At 69.9% G+C, this 17,664-nt stretch carries 18 protein-coding genes; 6 read left to right on the top strand and 12 right to left on the bottom strand.

The window, feature by feature from the left end:
• The first annotated feature begins 5 nt into the window (after nt 1-5).
• Nucleotides 6-869, top strand: a complete 864-nt coding sequence (locus VD659_RS01835; protein ID WP_423259442.1) for a carbohydrate ABC transporter permease — start codon at nt 6-8, stop codon at nt 867-869.
• Complete coding sequence (locus VD659_RS01840) at nt 866-3,487, top strand: family 78 glycoside hydrolase catalytic domain (protein ID WP_423259443.1); 2,622 nt, start codon at nt 866-868, stop codon at nt 3,485-3,487. The genes VD659_RS01835 and VD659_RS01840 overlap by 4 nt, the downstream gene beginning before the upstream one ends.
• Here the strand turns inward: VD659_RS01840 and VD659_RS01845 are convergent.
• The gene (locus VD659_RS01845) at nt 3,484-4,500 is read right to left on the bottom strand and encodes a LacI family DNA-binding transcriptional regulator (RefSeq protein WP_423259444.1); all 1,017 of its coding nucleotides are present in this window, start codon (nt 4,498-4,500) and stop codon (nt 3,484-3,486) included. The genes VD659_RS01840 and VD659_RS01845 overlap by 4 nt on opposite strands.
• 176 nt (nt 4,501-4,676) lie before the next feature.
• Here VD659_RS01845 and VD659_RS01850 point away from each other — a divergent pair, with 176 nt between their 5' ends.
• Entirely contained in the window at nt 4,677-5,012 is a 336-nt protein-coding gene (locus VD659_RS01850; RefSeq protein WP_423259445.1) for a hypothetical protein, read from the top strand.
• A 16-nt stretch (nt 5,013-5,028) separates the two neighbouring features.
• On the opposite strand, the gene VD659_RS01855 is transcribed toward VD659_RS01850, so the two are convergent.
• The 8 genes from VD659_RS01855 to VD659_RS01890 all read right to left on the bottom strand — a co-directional run bounded on the left by VD659_RS01855 (nt 5,029) and on the right by VD659_RS01890 (nt 13,451).
• On the bottom strand, nt 5,029-5,364 hold the full coding sequence (locus VD659_RS01855; RefSeq protein ID WP_423259446.1) for an ATP-dependent DNA ligase: 336 nt from the start codon (nt 5,362-5,364) through the stop codon (nt 5,029-5,031).
• A 113-nt stretch (nt 5,365-5,477) separates the two neighbouring features.
• Nucleotides 5,478-6,368 carry an amidohydrolase family protein gene (locus tag VD659_RS01860; protein ID WP_423259447.1) on the bottom strand — a complete coding sequence of 297 codons (891 nt, stop codon included), beginning with the start codon at nt 6,366-6,368 and terminating at the stop codon, nt 5,478-5,480.
• Nucleotides 6,361-7,293: an NAD(P)-dependent oxidoreductase gene (locus VD659_RS01865; protein WP_423259448.1), complete on the bottom strand. Its 933-nt coding sequence runs from the start codon at nt 7,291-7,293 to the stop codon at nt 6,361-6,363. The genes VD659_RS01860 and VD659_RS01865 overlap by 8 nt, the downstream gene beginning before the upstream one ends.
• Entirely contained in the window at nt 7,290-8,264 is a 975-nt protein-coding gene (locus VD659_RS01870; protein WP_423259449.1) for an NAD-dependent epimerase/dehydratase family protein, read from the bottom strand. The genes VD659_RS01865 and VD659_RS01870 overlap by 4 nt, the downstream gene beginning before the upstream one ends.
• Nucleotides 8,261-9,307 (bottom strand): ABC transporter permease, encoded by a 1,047-nt coding sequence (locus VD659_RS01875; protein ID WP_423259450.1) that lies wholly within the window; start codon nt 9,305-9,307, stop codon nt 8,261-8,263. The genes VD659_RS01870 and VD659_RS01875 overlap by 4 nt, the downstream gene beginning before the upstream one ends.
• Complete coding sequence (locus tag VD659_RS01880) at nt 9,304-10,833, bottom strand: sugar ABC transporter ATP-binding protein (RefSeq protein WP_423259451.1); 1,530 nt, start codon at nt 10,831-10,833, stop codon at nt 9,304-9,306. Before VD659_RS01880 ends, VD659_RS01875 begins: the two co-directional genes overlap by 4 nt.
• 85 nt (nt 10,834-10,918) lie before the next feature.
• Nucleotides 10,919-11,971, bottom strand: coding sequence for a substrate-binding domain-containing protein (locus VD659_RS01885; RefSeq protein ID WP_423259452.1), 1,053 nt, complete (start codon nt 11,969-11,971; stop codon nt 10,919-10,921).
• A gap of 124 nt (nt 11,972-12,095) precedes the next feature.
• Nucleotides 12,096-13,451 (bottom strand): NAD(P)H-dependent oxidoreductase, encoded by a 1,356-nt coding sequence (locus tag VD659_RS01890; RefSeq protein ID WP_423259453.1) that lies wholly within the window; start codon nt 13,449-13,451, stop codon nt 12,096-12,098.
• 218 nt (nt 13,452-13,669) lie between these two features.
• Between VD659_RS01890 and VD659_RS01895 the strand changes: the two genes are divergently transcribed.
• The 3 genes from VD659_RS01895 (at nt 13,670) to VD659_RS01905 (ending at nt 15,592) form a co-directional block, all read left to right on the top strand.
• Nucleotides 13,670-14,689: a substrate-binding domain-containing protein gene (locus tag VD659_RS01895; RefSeq protein WP_423259454.1), complete on the top strand. Its 1,020-nt coding sequence runs from the start codon at nt 13,670-13,672 to the stop codon at nt 14,687-14,689.
• A gap of 85 nt (nt 14,690-14,774) precedes the next feature.
• Nucleotides 14,775-15,092, top strand: a complete 318-nt coding sequence (locus VD659_RS01900; RefSeq protein WP_423259455.1) for a putative quinol monooxygenase — start codon at nt 14,775-14,777, stop codon at nt 15,090-15,092.
• Nucleotides 15,092-15,592 carry a gluconokinase gene (locus VD659_RS01905; protein WP_423259456.1) on the top strand — a complete coding sequence of 167 codons (501 nt, stop codon included), beginning with the start codon at nt 15,092-15,094 and terminating at the stop codon, nt 15,590-15,592. The genes VD659_RS01900 and VD659_RS01905 overlap by 1 nt, the downstream gene beginning before the upstream one ends.
• Nucleotides 15,593-15,594: 2 nt before the next feature.
• Here the strand turns inward: VD659_RS01905 and VD659_RS01910 are convergent, their stop codons facing one another.
• From VD659_RS01910 to VD659_RS01920, 3 genes are read right to left on the bottom strand one after another with little or no spacing between them, the layout of a single operon-like run.
• The gene (locus tag VD659_RS01910; RefSeq protein ID WP_423259457.1) at nt 15,595-16,395 is read right to left on the bottom strand and encodes a hypothetical protein; all 801 of its coding nucleotides are present in this window, start codon (nt 16,393-16,395) and stop codon (nt 15,595-15,597) included.
• A complete protein-coding gene (locus VD659_RS01915; RefSeq protein ID WP_423259458.1) occupies nt 16,392-17,282 on the bottom strand; it encodes an ABC transporter ATP-binding protein in 891 nt (296 codons plus the stop codon). Before VD659_RS01915 ends, VD659_RS01910 begins: the two co-directional genes overlap by 4 nt.
• Nucleotides 17,279-17,659, bottom strand: a complete 381-nt coding sequence (locus VD659_RS01920; RefSeq protein WP_423259459.1) for a GntR family transcriptional regulator — start codon at nt 17,657-17,659, stop codon at nt 17,279-17,281. The genes VD659_RS01915 and VD659_RS01920 overlap by 4 nt, the downstream gene beginning before the upstream one ends.
• Nucleotides 17,660-17,664: the final 5 nt, after the last annotated feature.

Raw genomic sequence — 17,664 nt, forward strand, 5'->3', positions numbered from 1 at the left:
CGACCATGCGAACCGCCCCCTCGCGCCGCGCCCGCTCCGTGCGGCGCTTCTTCGCCCGCCTGCCGCTGAACATCGTGATCGCCCTGCTGCTCGTGGCCGTGATCTACCCGATCCTCTGGCTCGTGCTCAGCTCGTTCAAGTCGCAGCTCGAATTCCTCAATTCCCCCTTCTGGGCGCTTCCCGAGAGCTTCGGGCTGCAGAACTACACCGACGCCTTCGTGACCGGAGGTCTCGGGCGCTACATCCTCAACAGCGTCATCGTGGTCTTCCCCTCCCTCGCAGCGATCCTGCTGCTCGGAACGGCCGCGGGCTTCGTGCTCGAGGTGATGGTGTGGCGCGGACGCGGTGCGGTGCTGCTCACCTTCCTCGCCGGCGTGATGGTTCCGGCGCAGATGATCCTCCTGCCGCTGTTCACGATCTACTTCCGCCTCCACCTGAGCGGCACCCTCTGGCCGCTGTTCATCACCTATGTCGGTCTGGGACTGCCCCTGACCGTGTTCATGATGGCGACCTTCTTCCGCGCGGTGCCCCGAGACGTCTTCGAGGCCGCGACGATCGACGGCGCCGGGATCTTCCGGCTGTTCTGGTCGATCGGCCTCCCGTTGGTGCGCAACGCCCTGTTCACGATCGGGCTCGTGCAGTTCTTCTTCCTCTGGAACGACCTGCTGATCTCCCTCACCTTCACGAACTCGCAGGGCCTGCGCACCATCCAGGCCGGTCTGCTCAACTTCACCGGCCAGTACGGCGCCGTGCAGTACGGCCCGACGTTCGCGGGCATCGCCGTGAGCGTGCTCGGAACGCTGCTCATCTACCTCTTCCTCAACAAGCAGATCATGAAGGGCCTCACCGCAGGCTCGGTGAAAGGATGACCGTGCACGTCACACGACTGCAGGCCGAGTACCGCCCGGAGGCCTTCGGCATCGGCACGCCCATCCCCCGGCTCTCCTGGACGATCGGCTCGGATGCCCCCGGACTCACGCAGACGGCCTACGAGATCGAGATCGTGCATCCGGATGCCTCGGTGGAGTCGACCGGACGGGTCGACAGCACCGAGCAGGTCTTCGTGCGCTGGCCGTTCGCGCCGCTGAGCTCGCGGGAAGCGGTCACCGCGCGAGTACGGGTCTGGGCATCCGACGCGAGCGTCTCCGGATGGAGCGCCCCCCTCCCGATCGAGGTGGCGCTGCTGCACCCGGAGGATTGGGCTGCGGAATTCGTCTCCCCCTCCGTCGAGGCCGCCCCGGAGGGAGTGCGGCCGGGACACCTCCTGCGGGCCGAGTTCGATCTGGATGCCGGGACGGCCGTCCGGGCCGCTCGGATCCACGCGACCGCTCACGGCCTCTACACGCTCGAGCTGAACGGCAGGCGCGTCGGCGACCAGGAGCTCGCACCCGGGTGGACGAGCTATCGGCACCGGCTGCGCTACCAGAGCTATGACGTCACCGAGCTGCTGCGCCAGGGCCCGAACGCCCTCGGCGCCGAGCTCAGCGACGGCTGGTACCGCGGCCGCATCGGCTTTCACGGCGGCCTCTGGGACAACTACGGCTCCGACCTCTCGCTTCTCCTGCAGCTCGAGTTGACGCTGCAGGACGGATCGCTGCGGATCGTTCCCCTCGACCACCGTTGGCGCACCTCCTCCGGCCCGGTCGTCGCCGCGAGTCTCTACGACGGCGAGCACTACGACGCGCGACTGGTGCCCGAGGGCTGGTCGAGCCCGGGGTTCGACGACAGCGGCTGGGCCACCCCGACACTGCTCGAGCGCACGACGTTCCCCGCGGCGCTCGAAGCCCCGGTCGGCGTTCCGGTGCGTGTGATCGAATCGCTCTCGCCGGTCGCCGTCGAGCACCGGGCCGACGGCCGCATCCGGCTCGACTTCGGGCAGAACATCGCCGGGCGTCTGCGCATCCGTCCGCGGGGAGAAGCCGGCACCGAGGTGGTGCTGCACCACGCCGAGGTGCTGGAGAACGACGAACTCGCCATCCGCCCGCTCCGCTCGGCGCCCTCCGTCGACCGCTACGTGCTCAAGGGAGATCCGGCGGGCGAGGAGTGGAGCCCGCGCTTCACCGTGCACGGATTCCGGTACGCCGAGCTCGAAGGCTGGCCGGGAGCCTTCGACGCCACCGCGGTGGAGGCGCTCGTGGTGCACTCCGACATGGAGCGCACCGGATGGTTCGACTCGAGCGAGCCGCTCGTCGACCGCCTGCACGAGAACACTGTGTGGAGCATGCGCGACAACTTCGTCGATCTGCCCACCGACTGCCCGCAGCGCGACGAGCGGCTCGGCTGGACCGGCGACATCCAGGTCTTCGCCCCGGCGGCGAGCTTCTTGTTCGACAGCGCCGGCACGATCGCGAGCTGGCTCCGCGACCTCGGCGCAGAGCAGTCGGCCGAGGGAGCCGTGCCGAACTTCGTCCCGTGGATCGCCTGCGGCTTCCCCGAGGCTTCGTCCGCGGCCTGGGGCGACGCAGCGGTGATCGTGCCCTGGACCCTGTACCTGCGCGGCGGCGACCTCGGCGTGCTGGAGGTCCAGTTCCCGAGCATGCGTGCGTGGGTCGACCACCTGGCGGGCATGGCGGACTCGAGCGGCCTCATCCGCGAGGGGATGCAGCTGGGCGACTGGCTCGACCCGGCCGCCCCGCCGGAGGACCCGGGCGCGGGCATCACCGACAAGTACCTCGTCGCCTCGGCCTACCTCGCGCACTCCTCACGCCTCACCGCGCACGCGGCGGCGGTGCTCGGGCTCGACGAACTCGCCGAGCGATACACGGCTCTCGCCGAGGCGACGGCGACGGCTTTCCGCCAGGAGTACGTGACGGCATCCGGGCGCATGGTCAACGAGACCCCGACCTCGCTCTCGCTCGCCCTGGTGTTCGGCCTCGTGCACGAGCCGTCACAGCGGCTGCGGGCGGGCCGGAGGCTCGCCGAGCTGGTGCGCGAGGGCGGCTACCGCGTGCAGACCGGCTTCGTGGGAACCCCCGTGATCTGCGACGCCCTCGCCTCGACCGGCAATCTCGACGACGCCTACGCTCTGCTGCTCGAGCGGGAGTGCCCCTCCTGGCTCTACCCGGTCACGCAGGGGGCGACCACGATCTGGGAGCGCTGGGACAGCATGCTCCCCGACGGATCGGTGAACCCGGGCGAGATGACCTCGTTCAACCACTATGCGCTGGGCGCCGTGGTCGACTTCCTCCACCGCACGGTGGCGGGCCTGGCACCGACCGCACCCGGCTACCGCACCTTCCGGGTGGCGCCGCAGCCGGGCGGAGTCTTCACCCGGGCGAGCGCCCGCCACCGAACCCCGTACGGCATCGCGTCAGCGGACTGGAGCCTGGCCGAGGGACGACTGCGCCTCGACGTCGAGGTTCCCGTCGGCGCCTCGGCGGAGATCGTGCTTCCGGATGCCGCGGGCACCGTGCTCGAGGTCGGATCGGGGACCCACGAATTCCTCGTCGACGTACACCTCGCAGCCGACCGGGCAGCGGCCGCCTAGCGCAGCTCGCTGCGGCCGACGGTGCTCTCGCGCGCCGTCAGCCGCGGCAGGATGGTGACCTTCCGGTGCACGTGGTCGTCGGGGGCGCTCACCTCGTCGAGCAGAAGCTGCATGCCGGAGCGACCCATCTCGTAGCCCGGCAGGTCGATGGTGCTGATCGGCACCACGCTGCCGTAGGCCGACTTGTTGTCGTCGCAGGCGATCAACGCGATGTCGCCGGGGAAGGTGACCCCGGCGACGGCCAGGGCCTGCATCGCGCCGAGCGCCACCAGGTCGGCGGCGGCCACGAAGCCGTCGGGCCGATCGGCGACGGGCTGAGCGAGGATCGCCTCCCCGATGCGGCGCCCGTCCTCGACGCGGATGTCGGCACTGTCGAGATGCGTGAGACGGACAGCCGCGCCCGCCTCGGCGACGGCCCGCTGCGCACCGCGGTACCGGTCGCCGATGGCGGTCGAGCGGAGCGGGCCACCGGCGAACACCAGCTTCGAACGGCCGAGTTCGATCAGGTGCCGGGTGGCGAGATACCCCGCGAGTTCGTAGTCGGTGCTCACGACACAGCAATCCACGAGGCGCGGATCGGCGTCGAGGATGACGACGTGCTGACCCGCCCGCGTGGCCTCCTCGAGCCCGGAGAGATCGTCGCCCACGAGGGTCAGGAGAGTTCCCGCGACCTGCTCCTGCGAGAAGTGGTCGAGGTAGGCGCGCTGTTTCTCGGCGTCCACATCGCTGTTGGCGAGCAGCAGGTACATTCCGGCTGCCTGGCCGACGGATTCGGCCCCACGCGCCATGTCGACGAAGAGCGAGTTCGCGAGGTCGACGAGAACGAAGGCCACCGAGTTGCTGTTGCCGGCCGCGAGCGACCGGGCGGCGCTGTTGCGCACGTAGCCGAGCTCGGCGATCGAGCGCTGCACGCGCTTCACGAGCTCGGGGGCGACGTTGCCCGGCCGGTTCAGCACATTGGAGACGGTTCCCATCGACACGCCGGCGTGCGCGGCCACGTCACTGATGGTCACGGACGATCTCCGCTTCGGCGATCGCTCGTCCGTGCTCTTCACTCGTCCTCCGCTCGATCGGCTCGCGTGAAGTCTACATGAAGCGCTTCACGACGCTCCCTCGACGTCTCAGAAGGCGTTTCGCGCGGTCTGTCAAGGCCCCTGCTCGGGGCGATGGAGGGCGGTAGGCCGGAAGCATGCACCTCATCCACTACGCGGGACGATCCTTCCTCAGCGGCACGGCCATCGCCGAGGCGCTGCTGCACTACGCCCAAGCCCTCGCCCGCGCCGGCGACGCCGCCATCGTCGAGGTGCCGGTGGTGACCGAGACGGGATCGCGGGTCGGCGCATCCTTCCTCATCGGGCCGGCCAGTCAGCTCGTCATCGAGCCGGTGGATGCCGGCACCGGGCCCGCGGTCGCCGAGCCGGTCGACGATGCGCTGGTCGAGCGGCTCGGGATGCTCGCGCGCACGCCGTCGAACACCGCCCGGCCCGTGGTCGCCGAGCGACCCGGATACCCTGATCCGCTCTGAGCGATGCAGCCCCGCCTTACCAGCGCGCTTGGTTCGAGGGGCTCGCCGAGCCCGTCTCCTCGATCTCCGGCATCGCGTGCAGCTCGCCGCGCTCGACCGTGGCGGTGAGCGCCTGCAGCCACGCGCGATTGATCGCCGGCCGCCGGCCGCCGTAGAAGGTGAACTCGATCGGGATGCCGGGATTCAGCCAGATGGTGCCGCGCCCGCCGCCCTCGGCGACCTCGTTCTCCCAGGAGAACGCGAAGCTCTCGCCGCGCCGGAGCTTGGTGAGGATGACGATCTTGAGGTGCGCGAGCAGGCGGTCGTCGATCTCGAGCGCACGCTGCTGGGGGCCGTAGAGCAGCTTTCCCATCGGAGCCCTTCTTGGTCGTTCAGGCATTCGGGTCGTTCGTATTCTCCCAGAGCGACGAATTCTCTGCAGGGACTTGACTTGGTGCCGTCAAGCCCCTTCACGAGCCGCCGTCGTCACAGACGGTAGGCGCGCGCCGCGGTGCCCACGAACAACGCCCGGCGGTCGGCCTGGTCGAGGTCGGCGGTGAGCGCATCGAAGGCCGCGAACAGCTCACCGAAGCTCGAGTAGAGACTGTCGACCGGGAAGTTGCTGCCGAACATCGTGCGCTGCGGGGTGAAGATGTCGATGGTCTCGAGAACGAACGGGGCGATCGACTCCCGGGTCCAGTGGTGGTCGTTCGTGCCGAGGGCCGAGACCTTCGTGACCACGTTCGGATGGCCGGCCAGCGCGCGCATCCCCCTCGCCCATTCCGCGCGCGAGCCGGCGTCACGGCCGATCGGCATCCCCGCGTGGTCGAGGATGATGCGCACCCCGGGATGCTCGCCCGCGAGTCGCGCCGCCTCCTCGAGCTGCGACGGGAACACCTGCAGATCGAAGGACAGGCCGAGCTCTTCGAGGAGCGCGAAGTTCGCCCGCCAGACCGGGTCGGCCATGATGTCGCCGCGGTCGCGATGGGTCAGCACCGGATCGGGGTGCCAGTTCAGGATGTCGCGGATGCCCCGCACGAGGCCGAAGCCGGCCTGCTCGCGCAGGCGGGCCGGCGCATCCGGGTGCAGCAGCGACACCTTCGCCACGTGCGCGCTCGGCAGGGCGTGCGCACGGGCCACCTCATCGATCCAGCGCGTCTCCGCGAGCGGATCGGCCGCGCCGTTCTCGATGTGCACCGAGCCGATCAGGGCGTAGCCCCGGGTGTCGGCGAGGTAGTCGTCGAGGAAGTAGGAGCGGCGCAGCGGGCGGTCGTCGCCGTGGTAGCGGAACGGCTCCGCCGGGCCCTCGAGCCAGGGATAGGAGCGGCTCAGATCGGCGAGGTGGTGGTGGGCGTCGATGATCTCGAGTTCAGCCACGGTCAGGATCCCTTCTCCGACGCTCGATCGTACGGTAGACGCCGGTGTGGTCGAGTTCGCCGTCCCCCGCGTCGACCATCGCCTGGAAGAGCCCGGTGACCGTCGCGGTCACGGGCAGGCTCAGCTGCCGTTCCGCGGCCGCCTCGGCGATGAAGCCGAGGTCTTTCAACTGGTTCTTGGCGCTGCCCCCGGCGGCGAAGTCCTCGTCGATCCACTTCGCGCCCTTCTGCTCGAGCACGGCCGTCGCCGCAAGGCCACCTTGCAGGAGTTCACGCAGCGTCTCGAGGTCGAGCCCGGCCGTGCGCGCCAGCAGCATCGCCTCCGACACGGCCGACACCACGCCGGCCACGACGATCTGGTTGCAGGCCTTCGCCAGCTCTCCGGCACCGCTCGGCCCGAGCACCCGCACCGTGCTGCCGAGCAGGGCGAAGAGCGGAAGCAGCCGGGGCATCACCGCGGGGTCGCCGCCCACCATGATGCTGAGGCCGCCCGACTGGGCGCCGGCCGTTCCGCCGCTCACGGGCGCATCCACCACCACGACTCCGTGCTCGTCGCGCATCCTGGCGGCGAAGGCGGCCACCGCCACCGGAGAGACCGTTCCATGGATCACCAGCACCGGATGCGCGATGCCGCGTTCGGCCCAGCCGGCCAGCAGCCCGTCGTCGCCTCCGAGCAGCGACTCCACCTGGAGCAGGTCGGGCAGAACCGTGAGGGTCACCTCCGCCGCCGCCTCCCGGGGCGTCGCGGCGACGACCGCTCCTCGCGCAGCGAGCGCGTGCGCCTTCGCGGCCGTGCGGTTCCAGACCGTCAGCGAACCCAGACCTGTCAGCGAACCCAGACCCGTCAGCAGGTTCTCCGCCATCGGCGCGCCCATCGGGCCGAGGCCGAGCAGCGAGACCGATCCGGATGCGGGCGTCCCGTTCACCGGGGCACCCCCCTGCCGGCTCCGTGCGCCATCGCCGTGACGTCGACGAGCTGCTCCGGGGCCACGTCATCGAGCAGCACCGCGGCCGCGAAGCCGAGCAGCTCGGCCGAACGCCCGAGGTCAAGCCCGACCGAGCGGCCGGCGAGAGGCCGCCGCGGCACCTCGGGTGCGAACAGCTCGAGTGCCTGCTCGGTGGGCGTGCTCAGGTAGGTGAGTGGGGCCGCGACCAGGATGCCCGGGGCCGGCGGCGTCTCGCGCAGGAGCGCGAGGACGATGGCGCGCGCGGCGTCGGCGACGTCGAGGTAGCTCCAGCCCTCCGCGGCCTGGCGACGCGGGTCGCCGGCAAGGGCATCGCGGAGATGTGCTCCGAACACGCGCCCGCCGTCGACTCCGATCTCCCGCACGAGAGGAAAGCGCAGGCCGGTGAGAGACATGCCCCACCGGGAATGCACCGCGCGTGCGGCGTCTTCTCCGGCCTGCTTCGACAGGGAGTACTCGTCGGAGATCCGGGGCGGGGCATCCTCGTCGTAGGGGAAGACCGGGGGCAGCACGGCGGCCGCACCGAGCGGATAGCCGTTGGCGTTGATGCTGGAGGCGTAGACGACCTTGCGCACACCGGCCGAAGCGGCCTCCGCCAGAACGGTGAAGGTCCCGCCGGCGTTGACCCGGTAGGTCTCCGCCGCGTCGGCCAGGCCGAGCCCGGCGAACCCGCCGAGGTGCACGACGGCGTCGGCTCCGGCGAGCGCCTGCCGCACGGCGAGGGGGTCGGTGACGTCGCCGGCCACGAAGGCCGCCGCCGGATCGACCCGGCTCGCCGGCGCGAGGCCGCCGCGGTCGAACACGGTGACCCGCGCTCCTTCGGCGAGCAGCGCGGTCACCGCCGCCCGCCCGATCAGGCCGGCCCCGCCGGTCACCAGCACCGAGACGCCGGAGAGCGAGTCGAACGAGCCGCCCGGACCCGATCCGGTCATGCCACGGCCGAGGTCGAGGCGGTGGGCGGTGCGGCCGTGGTGTCCTTGTCCTTCTTGCCGGCCCGTTTCAGCATCGGCCAGCCCTTGCTGCCCTGATCGAGCGACACGGCGATGAGCACCACCAGTCCGGTCACGATCTGCTCGTAGAAGCTCGGCACGTTGAGCAGCACGAGACCGTTGGTGAGGGCTCCGAGGATGACGGCGCCGACGAGGGTTCCGGCGATGCGCCCCTCCCCGCCCATCAGGTTCGCTCCGCCGATCACGGCCGCGGCGATGGCGGTGAGCTGATACGGTGCCCCGGCATCGGGTTGCGCGGCGTTGATGCGTGCCACGATCACGAGGCCCGCGAGGGCCGAGAGACCACCGGCGATGCAGTACACGGCGATCTTCACGCGGTGCACCCGCACTCCGGAGAGCCAGGCCGTCTCCTCGCTGCCGCCGACGGCGATGACGTTCTGGCCGAACACGGTCTTGCGCAGCAGCAGCCCGGCGCCGATCCCGACGACGGCGACGATGATGACGACCACCGGGATGCCGAGCACGTAGCTGTTGAGCATCAGCACGAACTCCTTGGGCACGTCGTAGACCGGCTTGCCGTTCGTGGCCACGTAGGCGCATCCCTGGAAGACGCTCATCGTTCCCAGGGTGGCGATGAACGGAGGGAGCCGCAGTTTGGTGACGAGCAGGCCGTTGACGGCGCCGCAGACGATGCCGAGCACGAGGCCGGCCAGCAGGCCCAGGAGCGGCGGGATGCCGCCGTTCACCATCAGCGTCGAGCTCACGATGCCGACGAAACTGGCCACGGCGCCGACCGACAGGTCGATGCCGCCCGTGATGATCACGAAGGTCAGTCCGATGCCGATGATGGCGTTCACGCTGGCGGAGACCGCGACGTCGCGGAGGTTGCCCGGAGTGAGGAAGTTGGGGTTCAGCACGCCCAAGATGATGAAGAGCACGATCGCGGCGATGTAGATGCCGAGTGCCTGGAAGTTGATCTGCCGCCGGGGCGCCGTGGCGACCCCGTCTGGCTTGCCGCTGCTCATGATGTTCCTTTCGCTGCGCCGACGGCGTCGGCCTCGGTGGCGACACCCATGGCGTTCGCCACGATGCTGTGTTCGTTGATCTGGTCCCCGGTGTGCTCGGAGACGAAACGTCCGGCCTTCATCACCAGCACGCGGTCGCTCACCGAGATGATCTCGGGAAGATCGCTGGAGACGACGATGACGGCGTTGCCTTCGGAGGCCAGCTGGTCGATGAGTTCGTAGATCTCGACCTTGCCGCCGACGTCGACGCCCTTGGTGGGCTCGTCGAAGAGGTAGACGGATGCGCCGAGCCAGATCCACTTGGCGATCACGATCTTCTGCTGGTTGCCGCCCGAGAACTGACGGGCGTTGAGCCGCACGTTCGCCGGCCGGAGCGACATGCGCTCGCCCATCGCCTTCGCCGTCGCGATCTGCTTCGCCCGGCTGATGAAGGGGCCGAAGGCGTTGAGCTGGTGGTCGGCCGTGAGGGCGACGTTCGCGTAGGCGGGCGTCTGCAGCACCAGTCCCTGGGCCTTCCGGTCTTCGGGGATGAAGGCGATGCCGGCCGACCTGCTGTCGCGGGGCGAGCGGATGCGCACCTTCTTCCCGTCGATCGACACGGTGCTGCGGGTGCCCTCGTCGGCCCGGATCAGCGCGCGGAGGAACTCGGTCCGCCCGGAGCCGACGAGGCCGGCGATGCCGACCACCTCGCCGGCGCGCACGGAGATCGACAGGGGCCCGACGCCGGTGGGGTGGGTGACGCCGGTCGCTTCGAAGTGCACGGGGGCGGAGTCCTGAACAGGATGCCGGCGTTCGAAGGAGAGCAGCTCGCGGCCGACCATCCGGCGCACGATCTCCTCCGAGGAGGTGTCGCTGATGGGCCGGTCGAAGGCGGGCTTGCCGTCACGCAGCACCACCACGGTGTCGGAGACGCTCATCACCTCGGGCATCTTGTGCGACACGTAGATGACGCCCACTCCCCGGCCGTGCGCGATCTCCCGCACCCGCGCGAGCACCTCGGCGACGTTGTGCTCGAGCATGCTCGTGGTGGGTTCGTCGAGCGCGACGATCTTGGCGCCGAACGCGAAGGCCCGGGCGATGGTGAGCGCGTGCCGCTGGGCCGGGCTGAGTCGCGACACCGGGGTGCGGGCCGCCATCGGGAACCCCATCTGGGCCACGTCCTTCAGGGCCTGCTCGATGTCGGCGGCCGCGGTGGCGCGCTGCCGCCGGCCGATCCCGAGCAGGAGGTTCTGCACCACGGTGAGCTGCGGCACGATGGCGGGCTCCTGCTGGGCGATGCGCACACCTTCGGCGAGGGCCCGGCGGGACGTGTACTCCATCCGGCGCACGCCGTCGATGTAGATCGAGCCGCGGTCGGGCCGGAGGGCACCGCCCAGGATCGACAGCAGCGTGCTCTTTCCGGCTCCGTTCTCGCCGGCCAGGGTGCGGATCTCGCCGCGTTCGAGGGTGAAGCTCACGCCGTCGAGGGCGCGCACCCCGGGGAACGACTTGGCGATGTCGCGCACCAGGAGCAGAGGCTCGGTCATGGCGCACCTTCCTTTTCGTCGGGTTGGTTCGAGTGGATGAAGAGGGGTGGGCGCCCCCGCAGGAGGCGCCCACCGGTCGATCGGTCTACGGCATCCCGGTGGGGTACTGGGCGACGTTCGCGGAGTCGATCACGAAGGCGGGAACGTCGACCCAGCCGGGCACGCTCTTGCCGGCGAGGAGCCACAGGGCCACGTCGACGCCCGTCGCGCCCTCGGTGGTGGGCCGCTCGCTCACGGTCGCGGTCATGCCGCCGTCGGCGATCTGCTTCTTCGCCTGCGGGATGCCGTCGGTGCCGACGAGCAGCACCTGGCCGGTCAGGCCCTTCGCGGCGATGGCCGCCTGCACGCCGAGCGCCATCCCGTCGTTCTGGGAGTAGAACGCCTTGATGTCGGGGTTCGCGGTGAGCATCGTGGTGGCGATCTCCTGCGCCTTGGTCTGGTCCCACGACGCCGTCTGCGAGGCGACGAGCTGCAGGTTCGGGTGCGTCGCGAGCTGAGCCGTGAAGCCGTCCCCGCGGTTGATCGCGTTCGAGGAGCCGGGGTCGCCCTCGATCATCGCGACCTTCCCGCCGTTCGGCAGCTTCCCCGCGATGTAGTCCGCCGCGGTGGCGCCGATCGTGGTGGCGTCGGGCCCCACGTAGACCACGCCGGGAACGCTGCTCTTGGCGTCGTTCAGAACGATGGCGGGGATGCCCTGGTCCAGGGCATCCTGGAACACCGTGTCGAGGCCGGTGGCGGAGATCGGCGAGGCCAGGAGGGCGGTGCACCCCTGGTTCATCGCGCTCTTGGCCTTGTCGAGCTGCTCGGTGATCGACGATTCGTCGGTCACGTCGAAGGTCTGGTAGCTCACGCCGAGCTCCTTGGCGCGGCTCTCGAAGCCGTCGCGCTCGAAGCCCCAGAACTCGTTGGAGAGGGTGCGGGTGACGTAGCAGAGCTTCGCGCCGGCCGGTGCGGTCGGCGCTCCGAGCGAGGCGGTGAGGGTGTCGACGTCGATCTTCGCCGAGCTGTCGACGAGCGAGACGAGGGAGCTGGCAGCCCCCGTTCCCGACGGGGAGCCGTCGGCGGTCGCCGAGCATCCGGCGAGGAGGACGATGGCGGCGCCACCGGCCAGGGCGACGCCCAAGGTGCGGTTCTTCATGAGGAGCCTTTCTTCATTGGAAGGTTTCTGTCGTGCTGTGTTCAGCCGCGCGCCGCCTGCTCGATTCGATTCTCGCAGGCGCATCCGGTGCGGCTCGGAGGGAGGATGATCCCGGGGAAGGGGATCAGCCGGCGTGCACCGGCTCGGCGGCGAGCAGCGCCTCGGTCTCGCGGCGCAGCTCGAGCGCTTCGGCGAGGGAGTCGTCGATGATCACGTCGTCCCAGCCGACGGTCGCCCCCTGGGCGATGTCGTTGCGGAGCTCGACGTGGTGCGCGAGGGCCACCGGCAGCGCGCCGGTCGCGACCGAGTGCCGGGCCGACACGAGCTTGCCGTAGACGGTGTAGCCGCCCTCGCCGTCGAGGAACTCGCCGGCCTTGAGGTCCTTCTTCGCCGTGGCGACCACGTCGCCGTAGAACCCGTCGGGGTGCCCGGTCGAGATGCCCCGGAGGGCGGCGTTGGCGATCGAGACGTTCAGCTCGAGGCCCACGTAGTGGTAGGGGCGGTAGAGCGCCGCGTACTGCTTGGTGGGGTCGGGGTGCCAGGGGTACTCGTCGAAGCAGGTGGAGACGTAGGCGTTGGTCGCCTTCACGACGACGTAGACGCCTTCCTGGGTGTTGTGAGGGATCCAGGATCCGTCGCGGTTGACGCTCGACATCACGTCGACCGTGCCCTCGTGATCGAGGGCACCGCCGAGGGAGCTCGGGCGGCTGATCGTGGCGATCTCCTCGACGTCTCCGGGGGTGAAGGTCAGCCCGTTGTCGGAGGGCACGAGGCCGGCCGCGTTGGCGACCGCAGCCATCTCGATCGCCGCCTTCGTGCCGTCGCGGAAGCTCGTGTGCATGTAGGGGTTCAGCTGCCCCGAGTCGGTGAGCTCCTTCGAGAACTCCCAGTTCTCCCAGACGTTGTCGGGGTTCATCTGGTGGTAGTGCTCGAGGTATTTGGCGCCCTTGCCGGCGCAGACCACGTCGAAACCGCTCGTGCGGGCCCAGTCGACGAGCTCCATGATGAGCGCGGGCTGGTCGCCGTAGGCCATCGAATACACCACGCCCGCCTTCTCGGCACGCTTGGCGAGCGCGGGGCCGGCGAGCGCATCCGCTTCGACCGTCACCATGATGATGTGCTTGCCGGTCTCGATCGCCGCGAGGGCGTGACGGATGCCGACGATGGGGTTGCCGGTGGCCTCCACGATCACGTCGATGTCGGCGTCGAAAAGCGCGGCGGCGTCGGCCACGATCGTGGTGGTGCGGTTCGCCAGCGCCTCGGCGATGTCGCCGGCCATCTGATCGGCCGGCCAGTCGACGAGGGCGAAGGCGCCCTTGGCGCGCTCGACGTTGATGTCGGCGATGGCGACCACGTGCACGCCGGGGATGTTGCGTGCCTGGGACAGGTACATGGTGCCGAAGCGCCCGGCGCCGATCAGCCCCACGCGGACGGGGCGCCCCTCGCGCTCTCGGCCTTCGAGCAGTTTGTGCAGATTCACGGTGACCTCTCTGATCCGTTCGATCCGGAGCAGAGGCGCGTGCCTCGCAACTCCCTCGTCGCGGTGTTCGTCGGTATGGATTCGACCCGGTGGAACCGGTACCACTTTTGTACCACCGGCTGATACGATGTGTCAACGGCACCCCCGGATCCCGCATTTCGGGGCCCGGAATAGGATGTGCCGACGGGAACGGGTCACGATCACGACGAGGGGGTCACGTGAAGAAAGCACCCACGATCCGGGATGTCGCCGCCACGGCGGGGGTCTCGGTCTCGGTCGTCTCCCGCGTCCTCAACGACGGCTCGGGGCCGGTCGCCGTCGCCACCCGGGAGAAGGTGGTCGCCGCCATCGCCGAGCTCGGCTTCCGGCCGCGCGCCGCCGCGCGAGAGCTCAACGGAAACGCCCTCACCATCGGCCTGGTGCTCGCCGACCTCACCAATCCCTTCTTCGCCCGGCTCGCCGATCGCATCGTCTGGGAGGCGCGCGCCCGCGGCGTGCCCGTGGTGTTGATGACCACGCAGGAGGATTCGCACGTCGAGGCGGAGTCGCTCGTGACGCTGCTCGACCGCTCCGTGGGCGGCGTCATCGCCACACCGACGGGTGCGAACATCGAGCAGTGGGTGCGCCTGCAGGAGCTGGGCGTCGATCTCGTGTTCGTCGACCGCTCGATCGCCGCGCTCGAGAACACCGACGTGGTGAGCATCCAGAACGACGAGTCGGCGGCGACCGCCACCGAGCACCTCCTGGCCCTCGGACACACGCGCATCGCCCTCATCTCCGGGCCCGTGACCACCTCCACCGGCCAGGCCCGCATCGCCGGCTACCAGGCCGCGCTGGCCGCGGCCGGCGTGCCGTCCGACCCCGAACTGATCCGCGGGGTTCCGTTCCGAGGCGACGCCGGGGCGGACGCGGTCGCAGCCCTGCTGGCCCTGCCCGAGCGCCCGACCGCCCTGATCGTCGCCAACACGGCGCAGGTGCAGAGCAGCATGCGCCGGCTCTACCAGACCGGCATCGACATCCCGGGCGAGCTCTCCGTGGTCGTGTTCGACGACAATCCGTGGACCGAGCTGGTCACGCCGCCGCTCAGCGTCGTGCGCCAGCCGATCGACATGCTCGCGCGCCACTCGGTCGACCTGGTGCTCGGCCGGATGCAGGGCAGGATGCCGGTGGGCCCGCGCACGGTCGCGGTGCAGGCCGAGTTCGTGCCTCGGAGCAGCAGCGCGCCGCCGGGGCGGTGACGGCCGCCCGCCCCCCGGGCCGGCCGCCCGCTCGATCCTCGTCACCATCACCGACATCCGTCACCGAGAACATCCTGGAGCTCCCATGTCCGACCCCGTCGTCGTCACCGTCACCTTCCGCCCCGCAGCCGGCGCGCACGATGCCGTCGTCGCGGCACTCTCGGCCGGCATCGCCCGCATTCACGAGGAGGACGGCTGCGAGCTCTACGCCATCCACGACGCCCCCGACGGCACCATCGTGATGCTCGAGAAGTGGACGACGGCGGCGGAGCTCGACGCGCACGCCGCGGGCGAACGGGTGGCGACGATGGATGCCTCGCTCGTGGGCATGCTCGCCTCGCCGCCGGAGGTCACCCGCCTGGCTCCGATCCCCGCCGGAACGGTGCGGCAGGGCCGGCTCTGATGCGCGAGCTCGTCGTCGTGGGCGGCGTCTCCGGCTCGGGCAAGTCGACCGTGGGCGCCGCGCTCGCCCTGCGCCTGGATGTGCCGTTCGTCGATGCCGACTCGCTGCATCCGGAGGCCAACGTGGCCAAGATGGCGGCGGGCACCCCGCTGACCGACGACGACCGGGCGCCCTGGCTGGTGCGCATCGGCGAGGTGATCGCCGAGCACCGCGACAGCGGCATCGTGATGGCCTGCTCGGCCCTGCGCCGGAGCTATCGCGACACGATCCGCGCCGTCGCCCCCGGGGTGCGCTTCATCACGCTCTCGGGATCGCGCGAGCTGCTCTCGGCCCGCATCGCCGCTCGCCACGACCACTTCATGCCGGCCTCCCTGCTCGAATCGCAGCTGGCCGCTTTCGAGCCCCTGGAGGCCGACGAGGCGGGCGTCGACATCGACGTCGCCGCCCCGGTCGGCGAGATCGTGACCGAGGCGGTGCAGGCGCTGCGCGCGCCGGCCTGACATCAGTTCTTCGGCGTGGCCCGGCTCAGCACGAGATAGCCGGCCAGCGCCGAGAGCACGGTGGGCGCGAACAGCCAGGCGGCGACACCGGGGGCCCCGTTCGCCACGAACCACTCCCCCACGAGCGGCCAGCTGTTCGTGAACGTGGCGAGCGCGACGAGACCCAGCACGATGAGGGCGGCGGCGGCGAAGAAGATCAGCATGCCGTTGTTGCGCCACCGCATGTACACCGCGGCGATGGTGGAACCGAGAAACAAGAAGAAGGCGAAGGCCGAGAAGAAGATGAACAGCCTCACCCACCAGGGCGCATCCGGACCGCCGAAGTAGACGGCCGAGAACATCTGGCCTCCCACGCCCCAGCCGCCCGTCGCGGTCTCGATCACCGAGAGCACCGTGAGCGCCACGGCGTAGAGGGCCGCCATGCCGGCGAAAGCCAGGGCGGTGCCGAGGTAGTACTCGCGCCGGGTGGTGCTGTAGCCGAGCGCGAACGGGAAGGTGAACGCGATGGCCTGCGCCGCGAAGATCCCGAGGTAGACGAAGACGTAGAACGAGGCTCCGCTGAACTGCAGCCCGCTCTGCGCATCCGCCCGGTCTGCAGGGTTCTGCACGTTCGCGACGATGATGAGCCAGATCGCGAAGTTCACCAGGAAGATGAACGCCAGCACCAGCCACGGGATGACGAAGGCGCTCCAGCGGTTCACGAACTGCAGGCGGAACACCGGCAGGATGCGGCCGGCGGCGCGCGCCGTACGGGGGACGGCGGGCTCGAGGGGTTCGTTTCCGATTCCGGTGACGGTGCTCATGCGCTCTGCTCGAATTCCTTCTGGGAGACGTTGGTGCGGCGGACGACCAGCTGCTGCAGCGACACCGGCGAGAGCTCGAGGCCGGCCTCCGCCGCCTCGACGCGCTCGCCCGGGCTGAGCCGGCCGACGGTGACGGAGGCGAGTCCGCCGAGGTACTCGGAGTGCAGCACCTCGCGAGGGGCGGTGAAGGCGTCGACGGCCGCGCGGGTTCCCACCACGGTGGTGGCCGAGCCGCGCAGCGCCTCCGCCTCCTCGTCGATGATGATGCGGCCCTCGTCGATCACGAGCACGTGCTCGAGCAGGTTCGAGACCTCGTCGATCAGGTGCGTGGAGAGGATGACGGTGCGCGGATGCTCGCCGTAGTCCTCGAGGAGGCGGTCGTAGAAGATCTGCCGGGCCACCGCATCCAGGCCGAGGTACGGCTCGTCGAAGAAGGTGAGCGGCGCCCGCGAGGCGAGGCCGACGATCACGCCGATGGCCGAGAGCTGCCCGCGGGAGAGCTTCTTGATGCGGCGGTTCAGCGGCAGCCGGAAGTCGTCGATCAGCCGCTCGGCGAACGCGGCGTCCCAGTTCGGGAAGAACCAGGGGGCGCTGCGGAACACGTGCTTCGGCTGGAACTCGTCGGGGTACTTCTGGCTCTCCTTGATGAAGCTGATGTTCTGCAGCACCCGTGCGTTCTCGACGGGCGACTCGCCGAACACGCGGATGCTGCCGCCCGACGCGAAGTCCTGCCCGGTGAGCAATTGCATCACCGTGGTCTTGCCGGCGCCGTTGCGGCCGAGGAGACCGTAGATGGTGTTCTCCTCGACACAGAAGGTCACGTCGTCGACGGCCTTGACGTTCTTGAAGTGCTTGGAGAGGTTCTGAACCTCCACGACGGCGCTCATTCGGAGTCTTCCCTTCTGATCATCTCGACCAGCTGCGCCTGCGTGATGCCGAGCTTGCCGGCCTCCGTGACGAGCGGTCGCACGAATTCGTTCTGAAAGCGATCGCGGCGCTTCGCGACGAGCGTGTCGCGGGCGCCTGTGGCGACGAACATTCCGATGCCCCGTTTCTTGTAGAGGATTCCCTCGTCGACCAGCAGGTTGACGCCTTTGCCGGCGGTGGCCGGGTTGATGCGATGGAACGCGGCGAACTCGTTGGTCGACGGAACCTGGGACTCCTCGGGCAGAGCCCCCGCGATGATGTCGTTCTCGATCAGCTCGGCGATCTGAACGAAGATCGGCCGTGACTCATCCACGGCCGCACCACCTTGTTGGTTCATTAGTC

Source organism: Herbiconiux sp. 11R-BC (assembly GCF_049472555.1).
Lineage (GTDB): Bacteria > Actinomycetota > Actinomycetes > Actinomycetales > Microbacteriaceae > Herbiconiux.

Bases quoted from the DNA above. Each gene is read 5' to 3' on its own strand.
- VD659_RS01905 (WP_423259456.1), top strand. From the start codon at position 15,092: ATGCGCGAGCTCGTCGTCGTGGGCGGCGTCTCCGGCTCGGGCAAGTCG.
- VD659_RS01855 (WP_423259446.1), bottom strand. From the start codon at position 5,364: ATGGGAAAGCTGCTCTACGGCCCCCAGCAGCGTGCGCTCGAGATCGAC.
- VD659_RS01900 (WP_423259455.1), top strand. From the start codon at position 14,775: ATGTCCGACCCCGTCGTCGTCACCGTCACCTTCCGCCCCGCAGCCGGC.
- VD659_RS01875 (WP_423259450.1), bottom strand. From the start codon at position 9,307: ATGAGCAGCGGCAAGCCAGACGGGGTCGCCACGGCGCCCCGGCGGCAG.
- VD659_RS01915 (WP_423259458.1), bottom strand. From the start codon at position 17,282: ATGAGCGCCGTCGTGGAGGTTCAGAACCTCTCCAAGCACTTCAAGAAC.
- VD659_RS01870 (WP_423259449.1), bottom strand. From the start codon at position 8,264: ATGACCGGATCGGGTCCGGGCGGCTCGTTCGACTCGCTCTCCGGCGTC.
- VD659_RS01840 (WP_423259443.1), top strand. From the start codon at position 866: ATGACCGTGCACGTCACACGACTGCAGGCCGAGTACCGCCCGGAGGCC.
- VD659_RS01835 (WP_423259442.1), top strand. From the start codon at position 6: ATGCGAACCGCCCCCTCGCGCCGCGCCCGCTCCGTGCGGCGCTTCTTC.
- VD659_RS01920 (WP_423259459.1), bottom strand. From the start codon at position 17,659: ATGAACCAACAAGGTGGTGCGGCCGTGGATGAGTCACGGCCGATCTTC.
- VD659_RS01910 (WP_423259457.1), bottom strand. From the start codon at position 16,395: ATGAGCACCGTCACCGGAATCGGAAACGAACCCCTCGAGCCCGCCGTC.
- VD659_RS01850 (WP_423259445.1), top strand. From the start codon at position 4,677: ATGCACCTCATCCACTACGCGGGACGATCCTTCCTCAGCGGCACGGCC.
- VD659_RS01885 (WP_423259452.1), bottom strand. From the start codon at position 11,971: ATGAAGAACCGCACCTTGGGCGTCGCCCTGGCCGGTGGCGCCGCCATC.
- VD659_RS01880 (WP_423259451.1), bottom strand. From the start codon at position 10,833: ATGACCGAGCCTCTGCTCCTGGTGCGCGACATCGCCAAGTCGTTCCCC.